Origin of the sequence: Bacillus sp. B19-2 (assembly GCF_022832475.1) — a bacterium.
Classification (GTDB): Bacteria; Bacillota; Bacilli; order Bacillales; family Bacillaceae; genus Bacillus; species Bacillus paralicheniformis.
Map to the genome: position 1 here is coordinate 812,048 of NZ_JALHKQ010000002.1, position 19,139 is coordinate 831,186.

At 47.1% G+C, this 19,139-nt stretch carries 21 protein-coding genes; 14 read left to right on the top strand and 7 right to left on the bottom strand.

The window, feature by feature from the left end; genetic code table 11:
• The first annotated feature begins 248 nt into the window (after positions 1-248).
• The 11 genes from MST20_RS11215 to liaR all read left to right on the top strand — a co-directional run bounded on the left by MST20_RS11215 (position 249) and on the right by liaR (position 9,951).
• The gene (locus tag MST20_RS11215) at positions 249-1,199 is read left to right on the top strand and encodes an ABC transporter substrate-binding protein (protein ID WP_243942206.1); all 951 of its coding nucleotides are present in this window, start codon (positions 249-251) and stop codon (positions 1,197-1,199) included.
• Complete coding sequence (locus tag MST20_RS11220) at positions 1,162-2,226, top strand: FecCD family ABC transporter permease (RefSeq protein ID WP_243942208.1); 1,065 nt, start codon at positions 1,162-1,164, stop codon at positions 2,224-2,226. Before MST20_RS11215 ends, MST20_RS11220 begins: the two co-directional genes overlap by 38 nt.
• Positions 2,219-3,502 carry an ABC transporter ATP-binding protein gene (locus tag MST20_RS11225; protein ID WP_243942210.1) on the top strand — a complete coding sequence of 428 codons (1,284 nt, stop codon included), beginning with the start codon at positions 2,219-2,221 and terminating at the stop codon, positions 3,500-3,502. Before MST20_RS11220 ends, MST20_RS11225 begins: the two co-directional genes overlap by 8 nt.
• 90 nt (positions 3,503-3,592) lie before the next feature.
• Positions 3,593-4,171, top strand: a complete 579-nt coding sequence (locus MST20_RS11230; RefSeq protein ID WP_243942212.1) for a cob(I)yrinic acid a,c-diamide adenosyltransferase — start codon at positions 3,593-3,595, stop codon at positions 4,169-4,171.
• A 131-nt stretch (positions 4,172-4,302) separates the two neighbouring features.
• A complete protein-coding gene (locus MST20_RS11235; RefSeq protein ID WP_243942214.1) occupies positions 4,303-5,256 on the top strand; it encodes a pectinesterase family protein in 954 nt (317 codons plus the stop codon).
• 172 nt (positions 5,257-5,428) lie between these two features.
• Positions 5,429-5,815, top strand: a complete 387-nt coding sequence (locus MST20_RS11240) for a protein liaI (RefSeq protein ID WP_003185133.1) — start codon at positions 5,429-5,431, stop codon at positions 5,813-5,815.
• Positions 5,816-5,835: 20 nt separating this feature from the next.
• Positions 5,836-6,519 (top strand): stress responsive protein LiaH, encoded by a 684-nt coding sequence (gene liaH, locus MST20_RS11245; RefSeq protein WP_243942216.1) that lies wholly within the window; start codon positions 5,836-5,838, stop codon positions 6,517-6,519.
• Positions 6,520-6,625: 106 nt separating this feature from the next.
• Entirely contained in the window at positions 6,626-7,489 is an 864-nt protein-coding gene (liaG, locus tag MST20_RS11250; RefSeq protein ID WP_243942218.1) for a LiaG family protein, read from the top strand.
• 30 nt (positions 7,490-7,519) lie between these two features.
• Positions 7,520-8,251 (top strand): cell wall-active antibiotics response protein LiaF, encoded by a 732-nt coding sequence (liaF, locus tag MST20_RS11255; protein WP_130569246.1) that lies wholly within the window; start codon positions 7,520-7,522, stop codon positions 8,249-8,251.
• Entirely contained in the window at positions 8,248-9,312 is a 1,065-nt protein-coding gene (gene liaS / locus MST20_RS11260) for a two-component system sensor histidine kinase LiaS (RefSeq protein WP_243942220.1), read from the top strand. The genes liaF and liaS overlap by 4 nt, the downstream gene beginning before the upstream one ends.
• A gap of 3 nt (positions 9,313-9,315) precedes the next feature.
• Positions 9,316-9,951, top strand: coding sequence for a two-component system response regulator LiaR (gene liaR / locus MST20_RS11265; RefSeq protein WP_243942222.1), 636 nt, complete (start codon positions 9,316-9,318; stop codon positions 9,949-9,951).
• Between the two features lie 36 nt (positions 9,952-9,987).
• Here the strand turns inward: liaR and MST20_RS11270 are convergent, their stop codons facing one another.
• From MST20_RS11270 to MST20_RS11285, 4 genes are read right to left on the bottom strand one after another with little or no spacing between them, the layout of a single operon-like run.
• Positions 9,988-10,371: a hypothetical protein gene (locus tag MST20_RS11270; protein ID WP_347880865.1), complete on the bottom strand. Its 384-nt coding sequence runs from the start codon at positions 10,369-10,371 to the stop codon at positions 9,988-9,990.
• 43 nt (positions 10,372-10,414) lie between these two features.
• Positions 10,415-11,536 carry a Ger(x)C family spore germination protein gene (locus MST20_RS11275; RefSeq protein WP_243942226.1) on the bottom strand — a complete coding sequence of 374 codons (1,122 nt, stop codon included), beginning with the start codon at positions 11,534-11,536 and terminating at the stop codon, positions 10,415-10,417.
• A complete protein-coding gene (locus MST20_RS11280; RefSeq protein WP_165428024.1) occupies positions 11,533-12,633 on the bottom strand; it encodes an endospore germination permease in 1,101 nt (366 codons plus the stop codon). Before MST20_RS11280 ends, MST20_RS11275 begins: the two co-directional genes overlap by 4 nt.
• On the bottom strand, positions 12,602-14,044 hold the full coding sequence (locus MST20_RS11285) for a spore germination protein (RefSeq protein ID WP_243942228.1): 1,443 nt from the start codon (positions 14,042-14,044) through the stop codon (positions 12,602-12,604). The genes MST20_RS11280 and MST20_RS11285 overlap by 32 nt, the downstream gene beginning before the upstream one ends.
• Before the next feature lie 126 nt (positions 14,045-14,170).
• On the opposite strand from MST20_RS11285, the gene MST20_RS11290 reads away from it, so the two are divergent.
• Both MST20_RS11290 and fumC read left to right on the top strand, forming a co-directional pair.
• Positions 14,171-14,338 carry a YvzF family protein gene (locus tag MST20_RS11290; protein WP_020452898.1) on the top strand — a complete coding sequence of 56 codons (168 nt, stop codon included), beginning with the start codon at positions 14,171-14,173 and terminating at the stop codon, positions 14,336-14,338.
• Between the two features lie 83 nt (positions 14,339-14,421).
• On the top strand, positions 14,422-15,810 hold the full coding sequence (fumC, locus tag MST20_RS11295) for a class II fumarate hydratase (RefSeq protein ID WP_145650746.1): 1,389 nt from the start codon (positions 14,422-14,424) through the stop codon (positions 15,808-15,810).
• A 44-nt stretch (positions 15,811-15,854) separates the two neighbouring features.
• On the opposite strand, the gene MST20_RS11300 is transcribed toward fumC, so the two are convergent.
• Complete coding sequence (locus MST20_RS11300; RefSeq protein WP_165428022.1) at positions 15,855-16,739, bottom strand: TetR/AcrR family transcriptional regulator; 885 nt, start codon at positions 16,737-16,739, stop codon at positions 15,855-15,857.
• Positions 16,740-16,926: 187 nt separating this feature from the next.
• Here MST20_RS11300 and spxO point away from each other — a divergent pair, with 187 nt between their 5' ends.
• On the top strand, positions 16,927-17,091 hold the full coding sequence (gene spxO / locus MST20_RS11305) for an anti-adapter protein SpxO (RefSeq protein WP_023856228.1): 165 nt from the start codon (positions 16,927-16,929) through the stop codon (positions 17,089-17,091).
• A gap of 23 nt (positions 17,092-17,114) precedes the next feature.
• Here the strand turns inward: spxO and cssS are convergent, their stop codons facing one another.
• Together cssS and cssR are read right to left on the bottom strand one after the other, a co-directional pair.
• Positions 17,115-18,461, bottom strand: coding sequence for a two-component system sensor histidine kinase CssS (gene cssS / locus MST20_RS11310; RefSeq protein ID WP_243942230.1), 1,347 nt, complete (start codon positions 18,459-18,461; stop codon positions 17,115-17,117).
• Positions 18,458-19,132 carry a two-component system response regulator CssR gene (cssR, locus tag MST20_RS11315; RefSeq protein ID WP_243942232.1) on the bottom strand — a complete coding sequence of 225 codons (675 nt, stop codon included), beginning with the start codon at positions 19,130-19,132 and terminating at the stop codon, positions 18,458-18,460. The genes cssS and cssR overlap by 4 nt, the downstream gene beginning before the upstream one ends.
• Positions 19,133-19,139: the final 7 nt, after the last annotated feature.

The following is a 19,139-nucleotide window of genomic DNA, read 5'->3' on the forward strand; positions in this document are numbered from 1 at the left end:
ACACGAATGAGTCAGAAAGGCGCTGCCCGGAAGCAGCTGAAGAGGAGAGCCGGCGAGAGAGCCTCCCGCGAGCAGTTCGGCTGGCCGGGAGCGATTAACCGAAAGCCGGAATAACAGCCTGGATGATGACCGCGTTATCTGCGAAGACAGATGCGGTATAAGCGATGTGCTCTTTTTTTGTACGTTCCTGGTTTGCTGCATCTTTACTGAGTAGAGATGTTTTTATTTTATCCCGAGGAGGAAGCAGAATGAAGAAGTTAGGGCTTTTATTGCTGTCACTGCTGTTGGCCGCCGGTGTTCTTAGCGGCTGCGGTCAAGCGCAAAAACCGGCAGAACAGCAAAAACAGGAGAAGGCGGCTGAAGCGTTTCCTGTCACCATAAAAGATGCTTCAGGACAAGAGGTCAAAATTGAAAAAGAACCGAAGAAAATCGTCTCTCTGATGCCGAGCAATACCGAAATTACATACGCCCTCGGCCTGGGGGAGAAAGTCGTCGGCGTGACGGATTTTGATACATATCCAAAAGAAGTGAAAAAAGTTGAAAAAATCGGGGGCATGGAATTCAACACAGAAAAAATCATTTCGTTAAATCCCGACTTGGTCTTGGCCCACGCTTCCAGCATGCAGAGTGCCAAAGAAGGGCTGAAGCAGCTGGAGGATGCAGGAATTACGGTGGTGACCGTGAATGATGCGGCCTCTTTTAAAGAGGCGTACCGGTCCATCGAAATGATCGGAAAAGCTGCCGGCGCAGAGGATCGAGCGGCAAGCCTGATCAAAGGCATGAAATCTGACCTGGCTGACATAAAAGAAAAAGCCGCCGGCATATCTAAAGACGATCAAAAGAAAGTATTTGTCGAAGTGTCTCCGGCTCCTGACATTTATACGACCGGAAAAGGCACCTTTATGGATGAAATGCTTGAAGCGATCCATGCGGAAAATGCCGCTTCCGCGCAGAAAGGCTGGACCAAAATAACGGAAGAAGCGATCGTCAAGCTGAATCCCGATGCGATCGTGACGACAAACGGTGAATCCGCTGTCAACGACATTAAAAAACGAAGCGGCTGGAGCGGTGTAAAAGCCGTCAAAAATAACGAAGTATACGACGTGGACCCTGACCTCGTGACCCGTCCGGGACCGCGATTGATCAAAGGGGTCGAAGAGCTTGCTGAACATATTTACCCTGACGTTTTTAAGAAATAACCGCTTCGCGGCATATGCCTTCAGCCTGATGTTTCTGTCGGCATCTGTTCTTATGGGAATCTCTATCGGATCTTTGGAGATTCCCATTCCTTCTATTATCAAGGTTTTTTTGGACGAATGGTTTGGCATTCAAGGGCTAAATCCCGATCCGACAGAGGCGAGCATCATCATGAAAATCAGACTGCCGAGGGTGGTGCTGGCCGCTTTTGTCGGCGCGGGGCTTGCTGCTGCGGGTGCCGGATTTCAGGGGCTCTTGAAAAACCCGCTCGCAGATCCGTATACGCTCGGCATTTCGTCAGGCGCGGCCGTCGGTGCAGTGGTCACGCTGTTTTTTGGGATTCAGCTGCCGGTGATCGGAAGTTTTACACTGCCGTTTTTAAGCGTTGCCGCGGCCGTTGTCGTGATTTTTTTAGTTTTGTTCTTTGCGCGGCTCGTACACCCTTCATTGACCCTGTCTGCTTTGATTTTGACAGGAATCATCTTCAGTTCCTTTTTGGGAGCGCTTATTTCTCTCATGATCGCATTGACCGGCGATGATTTAAAACCGATCGTCCACTGGCTGCTCGGCAGCGTATCGATGAGAGGCTGGGGTTATGTCGCGCTGTTTCTGCCCTTTTTTGCCGCGGGTGCTGCCGCACTTCTGATCAGCGGGGGAGAACTGAATGTGATGACTTATGGCGAGGAAAAAGCGAGGCTCCTCGGTGTGAATGTGAAGCGAAGTAAGTATGTCGTTCTGTTGGCGGGAGCTATTTTAACTGGCAGTGCGGTTGCTGTGTCTGGAACCATTGGCTTTGTCGGCCTCGTCATTCCGCATTTTATCCGGCTTTTCTCTATTACGGATCACCGTCATCTTCTGCCGCTCTCGATGCTGAACGGCGCTTCGTTCCTTGTGCTGTCAGATCTTTTGTCGAGAACCATCATTGAGCCGTCCGAGCTGCCGATCGGCGTTATTACCGCACTGATAGGAGCGCCTGTTTTCGGGTTTATTTTGATTCGGCGCTACCGGGGAGGGCGAATTCATGATTGATGTCATCCGTGTGTCCGGCGGCTACGGAAAAACGGATGTCTTACAGGACATCAGCTTTGCTGTAAAGCCGGGTGAATTTTTAGGAATTCTTGGTCCGAACGGCAGCGGAAAAACGACTTTGCTGAACATGTTGTCGGGAACAATCGCGCCTCGAAGCGGCGAGGTGCTGCTTGAATGCCGTTCAGTCGGGGCGTACCAAACGAAGGAGCTCGCTCGCAAAATGGCGGTCCTTCCTCAAAAAACGGAGCAGGCTTTTTCCTTTACAGTGGAGGAAACGGTACAGTTTGGCCGCTACGCGTATCAATCAGGCCTTTTTCGGCAGCTGACAGCGGAAGACCATGATATCGTGAAGAGGGTGATGAAGCAGACAGACACGCTTCGTTTCGCTCAAAAATCCATTCATGAGCTGAGCGGCGGAGAGCAGCAGCGGGTGTATTTAGCGCAGGCACTTGCCCAGGAACCCGAATATTTGCTGCTTGATGAACCGACGAGTTTTCTCGATTTGTCATTTCAAAAGAGTCTGCTTGATTTAATGAAACAAGAAACGGCTGCATCCAAACTTGCAGTGGTCGGGGTGTTTCATGATGTGAATATTGCGAGTTTATACTGTGACCGCCTGCTGTTGTTGAAAGATGGAAAAGCGGAAGTTCTTGACCGCCCGGAAGCTGCCCTTTCTGCCGAGGGTATCGGAAGAGTGTATGATACAGGCATCACAGCGCTGGACCATCCTCAGCGTGCAAATCCGCAGTTTACGATCAAGGCGAAAACCATCCCGGAGAAAACCGAGCCCTTCTTTTTAAAAGAGCGAATTGAACAATATTTGCCGCATGGCATCGCATTTTCGGCAGACCGCCCGCTGCGTCTTCTCTCCTCTGAAGCAGGCTTTGCGTGGAGGCGAAAGCTTGTCTTCGCAAGCGGAAACAACTCTGGATGGCCGCATGACCTGTCAGCCTATGAACAGGAAACGCTGTTTATCCAACATGATGCTGAATTGGCTGACTGTCAGATTGTGTTGGAAAACGGTGATCTTTGCATCGTCGGTATGAAAGATACGGCGGGACGTTTGATCATGTGGGTGTTAGTTGACGGCTGTTTGCAAGATGGTCAATTTGTGACGGCGATAAGCGCTGCAGCAAATGCCGCAGCCCAGCACCATGTTCCGTGCAGCGATGTGCTTGTAGCGGCCACTCAATCCGGCCGGTCAGCGGATCAAACCGCTTTTTTTACAGCAATTCAAAATAAAACAGCGGCTTGTGTGAAAGCTTTAAAAGGTTAATTTGGGCCTGTCTTTTGATATGTTTCTCTATGCAGCTGTTATAAACAACAAGGATACTATAGAAACAAGTAATAAAGAGGGGAGAATGACATGAAACTATACACAAAAACGGGCGATCAGGGAAAAACGAGTTTAATTGGCGGAAAGGCTGATAAAGATCATCTTAGAGTGGAAGCGTACGGCACACTGGATGAAGCAAACAGTTTCATCGGGCTGGCTCAGTCTTATCTAAAAGCGGAAAAAGCGCTGTTTCAAGATGTTCTGTCAGAGTTGACCGTCATCCAGCATGAGCTGTTCGACTGCGGCACTGATTTGGCGCATGTCAATGTTCAGGAAGAAGGCAAGCTCAAGGCTGAATCAATCACCATGCTTGAAGAACGAATTGATGCCTATGTCGAGGAAGCGCCGCGGCTGACCAAGTTTATTCTTCCGGGCGGAACAGAAGCGGCTTCATTTTTGCATGCGGCGAGAACGGTCATCAGAAGAGCTGAACGAAAGATTGTCGCTTTGGCCAAAGAAGAAGACATTCCGCCGCTTGCGCTGCCATACGTCAACCGACTGTCCGATTATTTATTCGCGGCGGCGCGCATTGTCAACCACCGGCTCGGGGAAGTGGATATCGACTATGAACGAAGCGCTGATGTATTCCGGACAAAGAAAAAATCATGAATGAGCCATCCGCCAATCGTCATCGAACAGAAAAGGGGCCGATTGATCAATTCAAGCCGTTTTCCGGCAGGGGAAAACGGCTTTTTGTCGTAAACTTTAAGTAAGCGTTTTCAAAGAGAGGAAGTGTTCAAGTGGTTAATCGGGAGGCAGCTGCTATACGGCTGACGGTTTCGAAGGATGGAGACGGCGAATTTCAAACCGTTCAAGAGGCGATCGATGCTTTGCCTGAGTACAGTCGGGAACAGAAAGTGATATTCATTAAAAAAGGAGTTTACAAAGAAGTCGTTCATATTCCGGCTACAAAGCCGTTTGTGAAGCTGCTCGGCGAAAATCGTTACGAGACTGTGATTACGTATGACAACTATGCCGGAAAAGAAAAGGAAGGAGGAGGGAAATACGGCACGACCGGAAGTTCAAGCGTGTTTATTTATGCGGATCATGTTGAAGCCGAAAATTTGACGTTTGAAAACTCGTTCGACCGCACGAAAGTCGACACGACCGATACGCAAGCGGTGGCGGTTTATGCGAAAGGAAACAGGATGACGTTCAAACATGTCAGATTTATAGGCAGACAAGATACACTATTTGTCAATGATGGTACACAATATTTTTATCAATGCTATATAGAAGGCGATGTCGATTTCATTTTCGGAGGAGCAAGAGCTGTGTTTGAAGAGTGCCAGATCCATAGCGCTGACCGCGGGTCCGCTACAAACAACGGTTATGTGACAGCTGCGAGCACGCATATCGCAAAGCCGTTCGGTTTATTGATGACAAACTGCCGACTGACAAGCGATGCCGCAGATGGAACGGTATACCTCGGGCGCCCTTGGCATCCGGGAGGAGACCCCGACGCCATCGCCAGTGTACTATATCACCGCTGCGATTTAGGCGCACACATCAAGCCTGAAGGATGGACGGATATGTCGGGCTTTTCGGCAGCCGATGCCAGGTTGTATGAATACGGGAATACGGGTCCGGGTGCGATATCACATGAGGATCGAAGGCAGCTTGCCGATCATGAGGCTGAGAACTGGACAGTTGAAAACGTATTGGACGGCTGGAATCCTAAAGTTGAATCATAGCAAGGCAATATGCAGAAAGACCGCTCTCTGGCTGAGATGAGCGGTCTTTTTATGCGAGCGGGTCCGATGTGCCGTACGACCAGGGTCGTACGGCAAAATCAATCTGTGACTCGTTTTGTCGAAGTCTGAAATTGACTATAGTAAAGACATGAACGAGAAAGGAGGAGCAAATATGAATATAAATGGAAAGTCCATCATCGGCTTTTTTCTAATCCTTTTTGGCGTCTCCCTGTTCTTCGGCGGAGGCCATTTCGGCGGATTGGTTACAGGTGCTATTGGAGCATTGCTTCTATTCTATTCCGTGAAAAAATGGAAGGAAGGACGCCAGTTTGCCGCAGTACTGGCCGCGATCTTCGGCATCATGTTTCTGGGAGGGTCATTGCCGTTTCTGATCGGCATCGCGGTTGCCGCAGCGATGGTGTATTTCGGATGGAAAATGATGAAGCAGGATGACAAACAGGATGACATCCTTTATTCAGAGAAAACGGAGCCTTCCGCAGCTTCATATGACACAGGCTTTGATGCAGAGTGGGAAGACTTTTTGAAAAAGAATAAATAATATTTTAGGAGGACGAGATCATGGCTTTAAAAAGAATCAGAGACATGTTTGTCGCATCAGTAAATGAAGGATTGGATAAACTTGAGAACCCCCGGGTGATGCTGAATCAATACGTACGCGACATGGAAAGCGATATCGCCAAGGCGAAGCATACCATCGTCAAGCAGCAGACAATTGAACATAGTTTTAAAGGAAAAGTGGAAGAAGCCGAAAAGCTTGCTGTCAAGCGAAGAAACCAGGCTCAGCTCGCTTTTGATGCGGGTGAAGAAGAACTTGCTAAAAAGGCGCTCTCAGAAATGAAGTATTTTGAAGAAAAAGCTGCTGAATATAAGGATGCTCACCAGCACGCGAAAAAGCAGCTTGCCGAATTAAAGGAACAGCTTGAGACACTGGAAATGAAACTGCGTGATGTCAAAGACCGCAAGCATGCGCTGATCGCCAGGGCAAACGCGGTGAAAGCGAAAGAACATATGAATGCATCATTTAATAAAATCGACAGCGAAAGCGCCTACCGGGAATTTATGAGAATGGAAAACCGCATTGAAGAGATGGAAACAAAGGCGAACAGCTATGCTGAATTATCCGCTTCACCAAGCAGCCCATTCGGCCGCCTTGAATATGCAAAAGAGGTGGAAGAAGAGCTGGAAAAAATGAGGGCTAAAAAGACAGGCTTGGAACAGCAGATGCCTGCGGGAAATGCATAAACGAATAGGGGCTCTCACAGGCCCCTTATGCAATTTTTGATTTCTTTCATAGATCATTTTCCTTATAATAAGGAGCATACACTTACTAGCCGAAAGGGTAATCCAAATGAAAAAAACGGTTGGAAAACTGCTGATCATCGCCGGCATTCTCATCCTTGCCGGCATGATGCTGAATGGGCGCGAAGGCTTTTCATTCTTCGGCTTCGATGATGAGTCAGCCCGCACATATCATGCACAGGCAAAAGACATCGATAAAATTGATATTGATGCAAAGAGCATAACAGTCAACATTCAAGCTGAAAACCGCGATGATATAAAAGCCGAGATTTCGGGAAAAAACGTCCGGCTTGATTCGTCTGAACAGGGGCGTACACTCCGGCTTTCCGCTGATTCGAAGGGCTTTTGGCCGTTTTTCTGGAATAAAAAAGAGCTGATTGTCAAGATCCCTTCTGAATATAAAGAAGATCTGTCGATTTCTTCGGGAAGCGGAAATGTCAAACTGTCCGGCGGCGGTCTGCATTTGCGAAATGTAGCTTTGAAGTCGGGAAGCGGCAGCCTCAAGGCCGATGATCTTCAGGCGGTAAACCTTTCTGTAAAAGGGACCTCGGGGTCGGTCAGGCTGGAAAACATTCAAACCACAGATGGTGACATCCGCTCCACATCCGGTAATACAAAACTTGAAAATGTCACCGGCAGACTGAGCATCAAACAGACTTCTGGCAATTTGCGCGCTTCATTTACAGAGATAAATGATCCTCTGAGCATCAAACAAACATCCGGAAACACCAAGCTTAAACTTCCCGATGATGCCGACATCAGTCTAAAAGCCGAGTCGACAAGCGGAAACATCAGTCATTCCTATTCATTTGACCAAGTCACCAATGAGAAACGGACGCTGACTGGAAAAAAAGGAAATGGAAAAAATAAAATCGACATCTCTATCACGAGCGGGAATGTCTCAATTGAGTAATCAACAAAAAGAAAGGGGGCTCGAGTCAGCATGCGTCTTACTAAAAACCAGCTGATCGGACTGATCATCGTACTCTTCGGAATCAGCATATTTTTGCAAAACAGCGGGCTTGGAGACGCGTTATTCTGGCCGCTCGCTTTTCTTTTTGCCGGTTATTTTCTCCATAAATATTCCCGCCGCTGGCTCGGCTCTGTCATGTATATCTTTGCGGGCTTTCTGCTGCTGAAGGACATCTTCAGCATTACATTCAGCCTGTTCGGCTTCTTCTTTGCCGCTTTCTTAATTTATGCGGGGTACCGGCTGGTGACAAATCAGCCGGTATTTGACCGCCATAAGCCGAAAGGCAGGGAGAAGGAAAAGACGGATTCCAAGCCGCTTCAGGAGAAGAACAGCCCGGGACAGCGCAGCTTTTTTTTCGGCGATGTAAAATTGATGAAAACACCTTTTGACTTAAATGACTTGAATATCTCCGGATTTATCGGTGACGTGAAAATCGATTTGTCAAAAGCGATTATTTCTGAGGGAGAAAACACCATCGTCATCACGGGGTTGATCGGAGATGTCGATATTTACATCCCGTCCGACCTTGAAGTGTCCATCAGTTCTTCTGCGTTCATTGGAGACATTGACGTTATCGGCGGCCGAAAAAGCGGCATCGGCAATCAAATCTATACCGAGACAGAGAATTACGAGCAGTCGGCACGACGGGTCAAAATTTCGATTTCGCTGTTTATCGGCGATGTGGATGTGCGGTTCATATGAGAACGAACAGGCTTGCAAACATTCAATGGCGCGCCGTCCGCTTATCCCTTGGTGTCAGCTTTACGATTTTTCTTGCTGTATTGGGCTTTATGCTGTTTTACTACCAGTTGGATCCGAGGGTGCTTATCGTTTCCAGGTGGTTCGGGATTCCGTTTATCGCGCTTCTCGCATTGATCAGCGCAGCTGTCGGATTCGGATCAGGTTATATGTTCGGCAATCAGCTGAAAAAACGGCTTGAAAAGCTGATCGAATCCATTCTAAAGTACGAAAACGGCAACTTTGCCTACCGGATTCCGTCGCTTGGAGACGATGAGATCGGACTGGCCGCTGACCAGCTCAATGAGATGGCCAAACGGATCGAAAGACAGGTTGCCTCTTTGCAAAAGCTCTCCAACGAGAGAGCGGAATGGCAGGATCAAATGAAAAAATCGGTGATCTCTGAAGAGCGGCAGCGTCTTGCTCGCGAATTGCATGATGCGGTGAGCCAGCAGCTGTTTGCGATTTCCATGATGACTTCGGCGGTATTGGAGGGAATCGATGCTGCCGCTGACGAAAAGCTCGCTCAAAGGCTGAAAATGGTCGAAAAAATGGCGGCCGACGCCCAGAATGAAATGAGGGCGCTGCTTTTGCATTTACGACCTATTACCCTTGAAGGGAAGGGGCTAAAAGAAGGACTTGCAGACCTTTTGAAAGAATTTAAAGCGAAACAGTCGGTCGACATCGATTGGGAGATCGAGGATGCAGGCAAACTTCCGAAAGGTGTGGAAGACCACCTGTTCAGGATCGTTCAAGAAGCGCTCTCAAACGTGTTCCGGCATTCAAAAGCGACAAAAGTCACCGTCAGACTGCTGCTCAGGAACAAACAACTCCAGTTGAAAGTCATTGACAACGGTGAAGGATTTATGATGGACGCCGTCAAAACATCTTCGTACGGGCTGAACTCGATCAAGGAAAGGGCCAGCGAAGTCGGCGGAGTGGCCGAAATCATTTCATTTACGGGAAAAGGAACACAGGTTGATGTGAAGGTCCCGATTTTTGAACAACAAAAAGGAGAGGCTTAAAAGGTGATTCGAGTATTGTTAATTGATGATCATGAAATGGTGAGAATGGGGCTGGCCGCTTTCCTGGAATCCCAGCCTGATATTGAAGTGATTGGAGAGGCTTCAGACGGGAAGCGCGGTGTTGAATTGGCGCTTGAAACCAAACCCGACGTGATTTTGATGGATCTTGTGATGGAAGGGATGGACGGAATTGAGGCCACGAAAGAAATCTGCCGGCAGCTTGCCGATCCGAAAATTATCGTTCTGACAAGCTTCGTTGATGATGACAAGGTCTATCCGGTCATCGAAGCCGGAGCGCTCAGCTATTTGCTGAAAACGTCGAAAGCGAGTGAAATCGCCGATGCGATCAGGGCTGCGAGCGTTGGAGAACCAAAGCTTGAAGCCAAAGTTGCAGGAAAAGTGTTGTCCAGGCTGAGACATTCAGCCGGCGAACAGCCCCTTCATCAATCGCTGACAGCGAGAGAATTGGAAATTCTCAAGCTTGTAGCAGAAGGCAAAACGAACAAAGATATTGCCGAAGAATTATTTATCACCATTAAAACAGTTAAAACGCATGTGACAAACATCCTTTCCAAGCTTGAAGTCGATGACCGGACACAAGCCGCAGTCTACGCCCACCGAAACAAACTTGTCGACTGACAAAACAAAAAACAGCTTTCTCAAGAAAGCCGTTTTTCAGCCGTTCCAATATTTTCGGTCCTCATCTGCAGGAAGAGTGATTGAATCTGTTTCAACCGTGCTGGCGGTAAGTTGGGCGGTCTCGTTTTCCTCGCGTGCATGTTCGCCCGCTGTGCCGTTTTGGCAAATGATGCCGAGCCGCTCGGCCACTATGGCATTGTGCTTCTCCTGCAAGTCGATCAATTTGCCGATGCCTAGCAAAATGAATCCGCCGATGAAGCAAAAAAATGGAGTGGTGAGGTAAGTGCCGATCGTAAAGAAAAGCATCGACTGCGAATCCTCCATAAACGGATCATAAGCGACATCACTGATAATGAATCCGGACAGAATGACTCCCGCTGCAATCAAAAAAATGCCTGTCATGTGCAATATCCGCTTCAAGCTCATCACCCTTTCACACACATTTTATCAGAAAAACAGGCCGCTATCTGCTTTTTGTCGAACCTTTTGTCCCAAAGTCCTGAATCGTCGCTTTGATATGGTAGTCGATATCGGCTTCGCTGAAGTGCTTATCCCAATTGGATCTGTCTCTTTCCCATTCCTTCGGAAAATTGATCCGCGCATTGTCGGAAAGATCGGTGACGTCCGTTTTAATATCGTGCTGCAGGACATGGATCAGCTGCTCAACCCGCTTTTCGATGTCTCTTTGAACCGATTTCTCTATGTTTTTAATATATTGATCATTAAAAGAATCCTCTCCCAGATACCAGTCCTCTGACAGCCTTCCTTTAATATTGGCATTGATGACAAATTTGTACTTTCCGTTTTGCCTCATCGCCCGCACGCGGTGTGTCATCGAAAACACTTCATACGAGAACAAATGTCCATCATGCTTTGAGTCGATCACCCCTCCGTTTACATGGCCCGTTAATAAATTCAGCGCTTCGATCTGAGGGGGCGAAAGATTTGCATGATATTTGTTGTTTTTGATCACGGCGCCTCCTTCAAGCTGAAGCTGTCCCTTTTCGACGACAACCTTCGGCATGATAAAAGACAAATCAGACTGCATTTTGATTGAAATGTCGCCCAATGTGACAGGCTTGAGCAGCTTGATCGTTGAGGCTCTGTTTTCAGAGATGTTGTGGATCACGTCAGACGCGGGATCTCCGGCATCGTCAATCTTCAAAATGCTGCCGGCCGCCCGGGGCGTCATATAGACCTCACTGCTCCTTCTGATGCTGTTGTCCCGGATAAACTGATTGATCAACGCTTCCAGAGAAATATCGGACACAAGTTCCTCCGAGAAAATCAGGACTTGCAGATGCTGCGAGAATACCGGAAAATTTTTCAAAGCGGTGGAACGAATGGTTTGATGAACCGTATTTCCAGAGGTGGACACCACTTTGGTCGGATCCTGGGCGCTGCCGTCTTGTCCGATCTTTTTAGGAACGAGAAACTGGTACGTCAATTTCACCTTTTTATCATCCTCACCTTTATCGAGGGCAAGGCCGATGGCGATGCTGAGCTTTTCGATCTGTCTGCTGTCCCAGCAGCCTGTTAAAAGAAGAAGCAGGGACAAGACGGCTAACAATCCCTTTTTTTTCACGATGACGTAAACCTCCTTTTGACGGACACGAGCAAAAAGATCAGAATCGGGAGCACGCAGAAGACAACGATAAAGATATACCCAAGGTAATCGCTGAAGGCGCCGACCTGGTTGGCGTCCCGCGGTACAAGAGATGCCAGATAAACGATGGCGCCGATGAAGAGGACGTTTTTTTTCACAGGCCAACCGAATACGTTTTCAAGTCCTGAGGCGGCAAAGTACGTATAGACGACAAATGTTGTGAAAAACTGGATCGTCCAAATGACGAGCAAAAAAGATTCGAACCTTTCGATGAAAATTCCTCTTATCTCAAAAGACTGAAATAAAGAGATCGTCGGCCATGTCATTGTCATAACCTCAGTCGCTGTCAGCGCCCCGACAACGACTGTGAAGGTGAGAATGTATAAGAAGAGCGGGATCCCAAATCCGATCGCGGATGCCTTAAAAAGCTTGTCTTTGTTTTTGACGTATTTCGGCAGAAACATCATCAGCTCCACCCCTAAAAATGATATGGAAACCACCGTCAAAGCTCTGCTGACCGGCTCCAATCCAAGGCCGAGGACAGGGCGTAAATGGTTCAGCTGAAACATATTCATGCTCAGTCCGTAAACGACGAGAAGAACGACGATCGTAATGGACAGAAAGAACGGAAATAACTTTGACATATCGCTGAGACCGCCGATCACCAAATAAATTGCACAAACGATAAAAGCAAAAATTGTCACGCTCATCGGTGTGAACTGAAGCAGGAAAAACTTTGCCATTTCGGCCATTGCCCTCGCTTCAAAGCTGGCCACGCCCATGAAGTATAAAACGATTAAAAGGTTGAGAATATTCCCGATCATAAAGCCACAGCCTTCTCTTGTGTAATCAAAAAAAGACAGGACGTTGTGCTTTTTAACGATTTTGGCATTGATGTAGATAATGAGAAAAAAGACGAGCCCCTCTACGATCAATACGATCCATCCGTCGGGCGACAGCGTCTTTTGCGTCAGCGCCCTCGGCAGCGTCAGCAGGCCTGCCCCGAGCATTGTGCTCGTAATGATCGAAGCGGCTTCATACGTGCTAATCCGATCGTGCTGATTTCTTGGATCCATTTTCAGGGTTCACCTCCCGGTCTTTTGTTGGCAGACGAATGATGGCTTCATCGGTATGTTTTAAGCTGAAAAAATGGTTCGGGTTAAAATACGGGATGCCGAAGCTTCTTTGCCTGACTAAATGGGTGAAGATGACGAGCATGCATAATATGATCCCGTAAAGCCCGAACACGGCTGCAGCTACCATGGAAATAAACCGCAGCACGCGAAACGACAGGCCCATGCCGTATTGCGGCACAGTAAATGACGCAAGAGCGATAATGCTGACGATGATGACCATCACGGAGCTGACGATATTGGCTTCGACCGCCGCCTGTCCGATGACGACGCCTCCCACGAGGCCGATCGTCTGGCCGAGCGGATTGGGAAGCCGAAGTCCCGCTTCCCTTAAGAGCTCGATCGTTACTTCCATAATCAGCGCTTCAAGGAGCGGCGGAAACGGCACATTTTCGCGCGTGCTTGCAATCGTAACAGCGAGTGCTGTCGGCAGCATGCCTTGATGAAAAGACACAAGCGAAATATAAAACGCCGACAGGAACAGGGTGATGAAAATTGAGCTGAACCTGAGAAATCTGATTAAGGTCGCGGCGATCCACCTTTCGTAAAAATCGTCCGGGGACTGCATCACCATGCCGAAAGAAACGGGAACGATCAGGGCAAACGGCGAGTAATCGACAAAGATGGCGATCCGTCCATTAAACAGCGCGGAAGATACCTTATCAGGCCTTTCGGTGTTCTGAATTTGCGGGAACGGCGAGTATTTATTATCCTCGATTAATTCTTCAAGAACGCCCGAATCTTGAATATCATCCAGCCGAACCTTCTTGAGGCGTTTTTTAAGATCTTTAATGATCGAATCGTCCGCTTTGCCCTGGATATAGAGAATGGTCGCGTCTTTAAACTTGCTCTTGCCGAGCGGGATTTTTTCCACGGTCAGTTCTTGATCCGGGACACGCTGCCTGACCAGGGCCACATTTGTATCGACATCCTCGATAAAACCGACTTTCGGGCCTCTGACGACGTTTTCCGTATTCACTTCTCCAAGGCTTCTTTTCTTTTTCTCGGCTGTCGGCAGCGCAAAAATAACATTCATGCCATTGATCAAGAGCAGGCACTTTCCTTTGAAAATCGCGTTGATGGCGTCTTTCTCTTTTGTGACGGGTTCCGCATTCAGCTCATTTAAACGGAGCCGGACATCCTCCAGTGAATAAGAGCTGTCATCGGAGACCAGCAATTTCGCGGCTTTTTGGATTTTCTTGTCGTCATTCAAATCTTTAAAGTACAAAAAGTAAAAAATGATTCCGTTTTTCAGCATTTTTTTGTTTTGAACCAGATCATCGTTGTGCTCAAGATGGGGAAGGAGAATTGCGAGATTCTCATGGATGTGTTCCTTGAATTCCGATTGAGTCATGATCGTCACCTGCCCTGGTGTTTCTGGAATTTGATATAGGTTATCTTTTCCTGTTAAAAAAACAATATACTGTGTTACAGTAGTGTTTGGTGAAATTTTCATTGAACAGAGACGGAGTGAGAAAAGTTGGCGCAGATCAGGCTTACGGGGAAACCGGAAGAGATTGAACGCATTATCCAATCTTTTTCTAAGCATTATGAGGTTTCATATGTATCGAAAGAATACGGCAAGACAAACCCGAAATATAAATATGCAAAAGATTCCCGAGTTTATATTGAGCTAAAATTAAAATAAAGATAAAATTTAAATGGAAGGGTTTTATCGATTTTTATCGAAATATAGATTATTGCAGATTTAGAGAAGGAAGGGATTCGAAAGTGGATTACAGAATTGAAAAAGATACGATGGGTGAAGTCAAGGTTCCCGCCGATAAGTTTTGGGGAGCCCAAACCCAAAGAAGCAAAGAGAACTTTAAAATCGGTTCTGAGAAAATGCCGCAGGAAATTGTGTATGCGTTTGCAATTTTAAAAAGAAGCGCCGCGATTGCCAATGAAAAGCTTGGCAATCTTGAAGCGGAAAAAAAGGAAGCGATTGTTTCCGTATGCGATGATATTTTAGAAGGAAAGTATGACAGCCATTTTCCGCTGGTCGTCTGGCAGACCGGGAGCGGAACACAGAGCAACATGAATATGAATGAAGTCGTGGCAAACAGGGGAACGGCTTATTTGCAGGAAAAAGGCTCAAGCCTGAAGATTCATCCGAATGATGATGTCAACCGCAGCCAAAGTTCTAACGACACATTCCCGACAGCGATGCATGTGGCTGCTGTCCTCGCGATTCACGATAAACTGATCCCGGCGATTGACCGCTTGAGAGGCACGCTGCATGAAAAAGCTGAAGCGTTCAAAGACATTGTCAAAATCGGCCGCACTCATTTGCAGGATGCGACACCGCTGACATTGGGACAGGAAATCAGCGGCTGGGTATACATGCTGGACCGTTCTAAAGAGATGATCCTTGAAGCGGCTGACAAAATCCGCGACCTTGCTATCGGCGGAACTGCCGTGGGAACAGGCATTAATGCTCACCCTGAATTCGGAAACACTGTTGCCGGAGAGATCAGCGCCTTGACCGGACAGACATTCAAAAGCTCGCCTAATAAGTTTCATGCGCTGACAAGCCATGATGAACTGACACACGTGCATGGCGCACTTAAAGCGCTTGCAGCAGATCTCATGAAAATCGCCAATGATGTCAGATGGCTTGCAAGCGGACCGCGCTGCGGAATCGGCGAATTAATTATTCCGGAAAATGAGCCGGGAAGCTCGATCATGCCTGGAAAAGTAAACCCTACGCAAAGCGAAGCGCTGACAATGGTCGCATCCCAGATCATGGGGAATGACGCAACGATCGGCTTTGCCGCGAGCCAGGGGAACTTTGAGCTGAACGTCTTTAAACCGGTGATTATTTACAACTTCCTGCAATCCGTTCAGCTTCTTGCCGACGGCATGAATTCATTCCATGACAAGTGTGCCGTGGGAATCGAGCCTAATCGGGAAACAATTGAAAAGAACCTGACCAATTCTCTCATGCTGGTTACGGCTTTAAACCCGCACATCGGATACGAAAATGCGGCGAAAATCGCGAAGCTGGCCCATAAAGAGGGGCTGACGCTGAAAGAAGCGGCGCTCAAGCTGAACCTTTTAACAGAGGAGCAGTTCGACGAAGTTGTAAAACCTGAAGAAATGGTAAAACCGAAAGCATAATCAACAACCGGCTGCATGTATTGCAGCCGGTTTTGTTTTGCGGATCATCCGTGCGGATGGTGCATGTCTTTTTTGATCAATTCCGCGAGTTTGTCCGTTTCTTTTCGAATCGCGTCATATTCCTTCAAGTTGAATATCATGCCTTTGATGATGGCGTTTTTGCGCTTTTCTTTTCTGAGCTCTTTTTCCAGAATATCGAGGCTTTCGGCAAGGTCGGCAGGAGGAGCGCCGTTGTACTGCTTGTTCGCTTTGACCCGCATTTCATTGAGGAGGGCGTCTTTCAGCGGATCAAATGTGTAAAAGGGGCCGAACCACTTGTCTGCTTTTTCGAATGAGATCAGCGGCTGATCATTGCGCTTGATCATCCCCTTTGCCAAATCGTCGAGGCGGTTCAGCATGTGGTCGGCGAGAGACTGCAGGTCGAACGAATGGTGCAGCAAAATCATCAGCTCAAGATAAACATCGCTCATTCCGTTGATCATAAAGCACAGTTCGGCGCTGTACGGTTCAATGTCTTTGCCGTAAATGTTCTGGATGTTTTCGATGTGCAGCCTGAGCGTGGTTCTCCGCATTTTTTTCGCGAACGCTTCAATCTCTTCATTGATCGGCATTGACCGCTCATTAAACTGCATCGTGATAAACTCTTTGTGCTCCAAAATGTTTTCGAAAAAAACGACGAGCTGCATCCGGTACACATCGCGCGGGTGGTCATGCTCCGTTTTGATTTTCTGAATTCGGGTAAAGATTCTTTCATAGTAGTAGTGAAGGACTGAAAGGAGGAGCGCTTCCTTTGATTTAAAATAAATGTAAAAAGCGCCTTTTGACATTTGGCACTCTTTTGCAATCTCCTGAACTGAAGTAGAGCTGTATCCTTTTTTGGCGAAAAGTTTGATGGCTGTTTCAATAATGACTTTCTCTTTTTGTTTCATGGCTTTCACCTTCCTGAAAGATCGAACCCGAAAGCGGCTTTCGGCGGACCGTGGTGACTGGCGGGTCACTTTTTCTGCTCCGTTATATTTTTAACTTGATTGTAACTTGTTTTTTTGTTTGATATTATTTATATTATAAAGTAAGGTGACCGAGTGGTCAAAATTTGTGGAGAAAGGGTGAAGGTTGATGAAAGAAATCGATGATATGATCAGGCGTCTGCGCAGCAGGGGAATTAAGGTGGACAAAGTCAAATATCCAAAGCATGTCCTGTGCGAAAAGAAATGGATGAAAAAACCGAAAAACACGATGAAACCGAGCTACCGGGATTTCAACGGCTATTCGTTTATATGAAAAAAGACTGCAGCGTCTACAGTCTAATTTCGCGGAACGGATATTGAGTAGCACACACCGGTTTGATCATTCCGAATGGTCATGTCAGCATGGTGGAGCGTCAAGATTCGTTTAACGATGCTGAGTCCAATGCCGAATTCGCCTTTCTTCCCTTTATTAAAAGGCTCATACAGGCTGGAAAGCATCTCTTCTTCAATGTGTGGTCCGTCATTTTTAATGGTGATCAACATATGTTTTTTCGTTGACCTGACGCTGATTTCAATGCATGTCTCCGCATAGCGGATCTGGTTTTCAAGAACGTTTTCCAACAGCTTGCTCCATTGTTCTTGATCGCCCGTCAACATTGTTTCCTCTTCAAGATCAATCTTCCAGTTCAAATCTTTTTTGGACCATTTCAAGCGTTCAACAACTTCTTTAATGACCTCTTGTATATCAAAAGTTCCGTACTGTCTTTCTTGTCTCAGCAAATAATCAAGCTTTGTCAGATAAAGAAGATCCTTGATTTTCTTTTCAAGTTTTTCAGCTTCGCCTTCAATGACTTCAATCGTATTTTCCAAATCCCCTTTAGGGTAGATGCCGTCTTTGATCGACTGGGTGTACCCGCGGATGACCATGACCGGCGTTTTCAGATCGTGTGAGATGTTTTGCAGGAGCGTGCGTTCTGTCTCATCTTTCTGGATGAGTTTTTGCCGCATGTCCTCAATGGTGTGTCCGAGCTTGCCGATTTCGTCTTCCCTGTCGACAATCACGGGATCATCCCAATCCTGTTTAGAGATTTGTTTGACGTGTTTTTCAAGCGTGACGAGCGGTCTTGATAAATATTTGGCCAGCCAGATGGAAGGAATCCAGCTCAGCAAAATGACGACAATCAAAATAAACAGCAGCTGCTTAAACAGCGTCTGGGACAAATCGTCCCTGTATGAATCAAGCGCATAGGACAACAGCAGAAACGTCTGGTCCTGGGTCTGGATTTTTTTGAGCACAAAGAAAATGTGTTCTCCGTTGACATTCTCCGAATACCTTTTTGAGGACTCGTCCTGTCTTTTGCCGAGCTTCTGAACCTTCTCGATAAATGAATCGGGGAGAATCTGCGGGCTTTGATAGACGGTTCCTCTCTCAGGCAGCAGGACGTGCTGAACGCGGCGGTTAGTGCTTCGCGAGCCGCTGCTTCCGCCGAAGCCTCTTTCCGGTGAATCGGAAAATCCGTATTCTGTCAGAACATGCTGCTCATTTTCAATGTTTGTATAAATTTCGTCAGTAAAAAAGTTCTGCAATGTCGTCGAGAATAAAAACGTCAGCAAAATCGAGACCGTTAACAGGATGCCGCAAATGACACTCCAAATTTGAAAGGCGAGCGACCTGTTCTTCATGATTTCAACATCCTGTAGCCGAACCCGTAGATGGTTTCCACTTTCAGTTCGGGCATTTTCTTGCGCAGCCTTCTGACAAGATCGTCGACGACGCGGTCGGTTCCGAAGTAATCGTCTCCCCAGACGCTGACGAGGATATCCTCCCTTGAAAAGGCGCGGCCTTTGTTGTTTATAAATAGAAGCAGAAGATCAAATTCCTTTGACGTCAAATTGATCATGCTGCCATTTTCATAGACTTCTCTCAAGTCTTCATAGACTTCATAGCTGGAAACAGGCGTTCCTTTTTTTATTTCTCCCGGTTCTTCTTTATATATCAGTTTGAGCAGCTTTTGCACGCGGATGATCAGTTCCCTGGGGAGAAACGGCTTAGATATATAGTCACTGCTGCCCAGTTCGAGCCCCAGCACTCTGTCAATATCGGCATCGCGCGCAGAAATAAAAATGACGGGGACTTCCGGATCATGATTTTTTATTTCTTTTATTAGCGTATACCCGTCGATATCTGGTAACATGATATCGAGAATCCATAAATGAGGTGACTGGCCTATTTTTTGCCTGGCACTTTCACCGTTTAGAAAAGAAGTGACGTGCCAGCCTTCACTCTCTAAGTATTTTGTCAGCAATTCATTTAAATTCTCTTCATCTTCAACTAGATAAATGGAGTATGACAAGGGCGGT

What these genes read in the sequence shown, in the direction of transcription:
- MST20_RS11225 (WP_243942210.1), top strand. Translation starts at nt 2,219, where the DNA reads ATGATTGATGTCATCCGTGTGTCCGGCGGCTACGGAAAAACGGATGTC.
- liaF (WP_130569246.1), top strand. Translation starts at nt 7,520, where the DNA reads ATGCGTCTTACTAAAAACCAGCTGATCGGACTGATCATCGTACTCTTC.
- MST20_RS11240 (WP_003185133.1), top strand. Translation starts at nt 5,429, where the DNA reads ATGAATATAAATGGAAAGTCCATCATCGGCTTTTTTCTAATCCTTTTT.
- MST20_RS11215 (WP_243942206.1), top strand. Translation starts at nt 249, where the DNA reads ATGAAGAAGTTAGGGCTTTTATTGCTGTCACTGCTGTTGGCCGCCGGT.
- liaS (WP_243942220.1), top strand. Translation starts at nt 8,248, where the DNA reads ATGAGAACGAACAGGCTTGCAAACATTCAATGGCGCGCCGTCCGCTTA.
- spxO (WP_023856228.1), top strand. Translation starts at nt 16,927, where the DNA reads ATGAAAGAAATCGATGATATGATCAGGCGTCTGCGCAGCAGGGGAATT.
- MST20_RS11230 (WP_243942212.1), top strand. Translation starts at nt 3,593, where the DNA reads ATGAAACTATACACAAAAACGGGCGATCAGGGAAAAACGAGTTTAATT.
- MST20_RS11285 (WP_243942228.1), bottom strand. Translation starts at nt 14,044, where the DNA reads ATGACTCAATCGGAATTCAAGGAACACATCCATGAGAATCTCGCAATT.
- cssS (WP_243942230.1), bottom strand. Translation starts at nt 18,461, where the DNA reads ATGAAGAACAGGTCGCTCGCCTTTCAAATTTGGAGTGTCATTTGCGGC.
- liaG (WP_243942218.1), top strand. Translation starts at nt 6,626, where the DNA reads ATGAAAAAAACGGTTGGAAAACTGCTGATCATCGCCGGCATTCTCATC.
- MST20_RS11280 (WP_165428024.1), bottom strand. Translation starts at nt 12,633, where the DNA reads ATGGATCCAAGAAATCAGCACGATCGGATTAGCACGTATGAAGCCGCT.
- liaH (WP_243942216.1), top strand. Translation starts at nt 5,836, where the DNA reads ATGGCTTTAAAAAGAATCAGAGACATGTTTGTCGCATCAGTAAATGAA.
- MST20_RS11300 (WP_165428022.1), bottom strand. Translation starts at nt 16,739, where the DNA reads ATGAAACAAAAAGAGAAAGTCATTATTGAAACAGCCATCAAACTTTTC.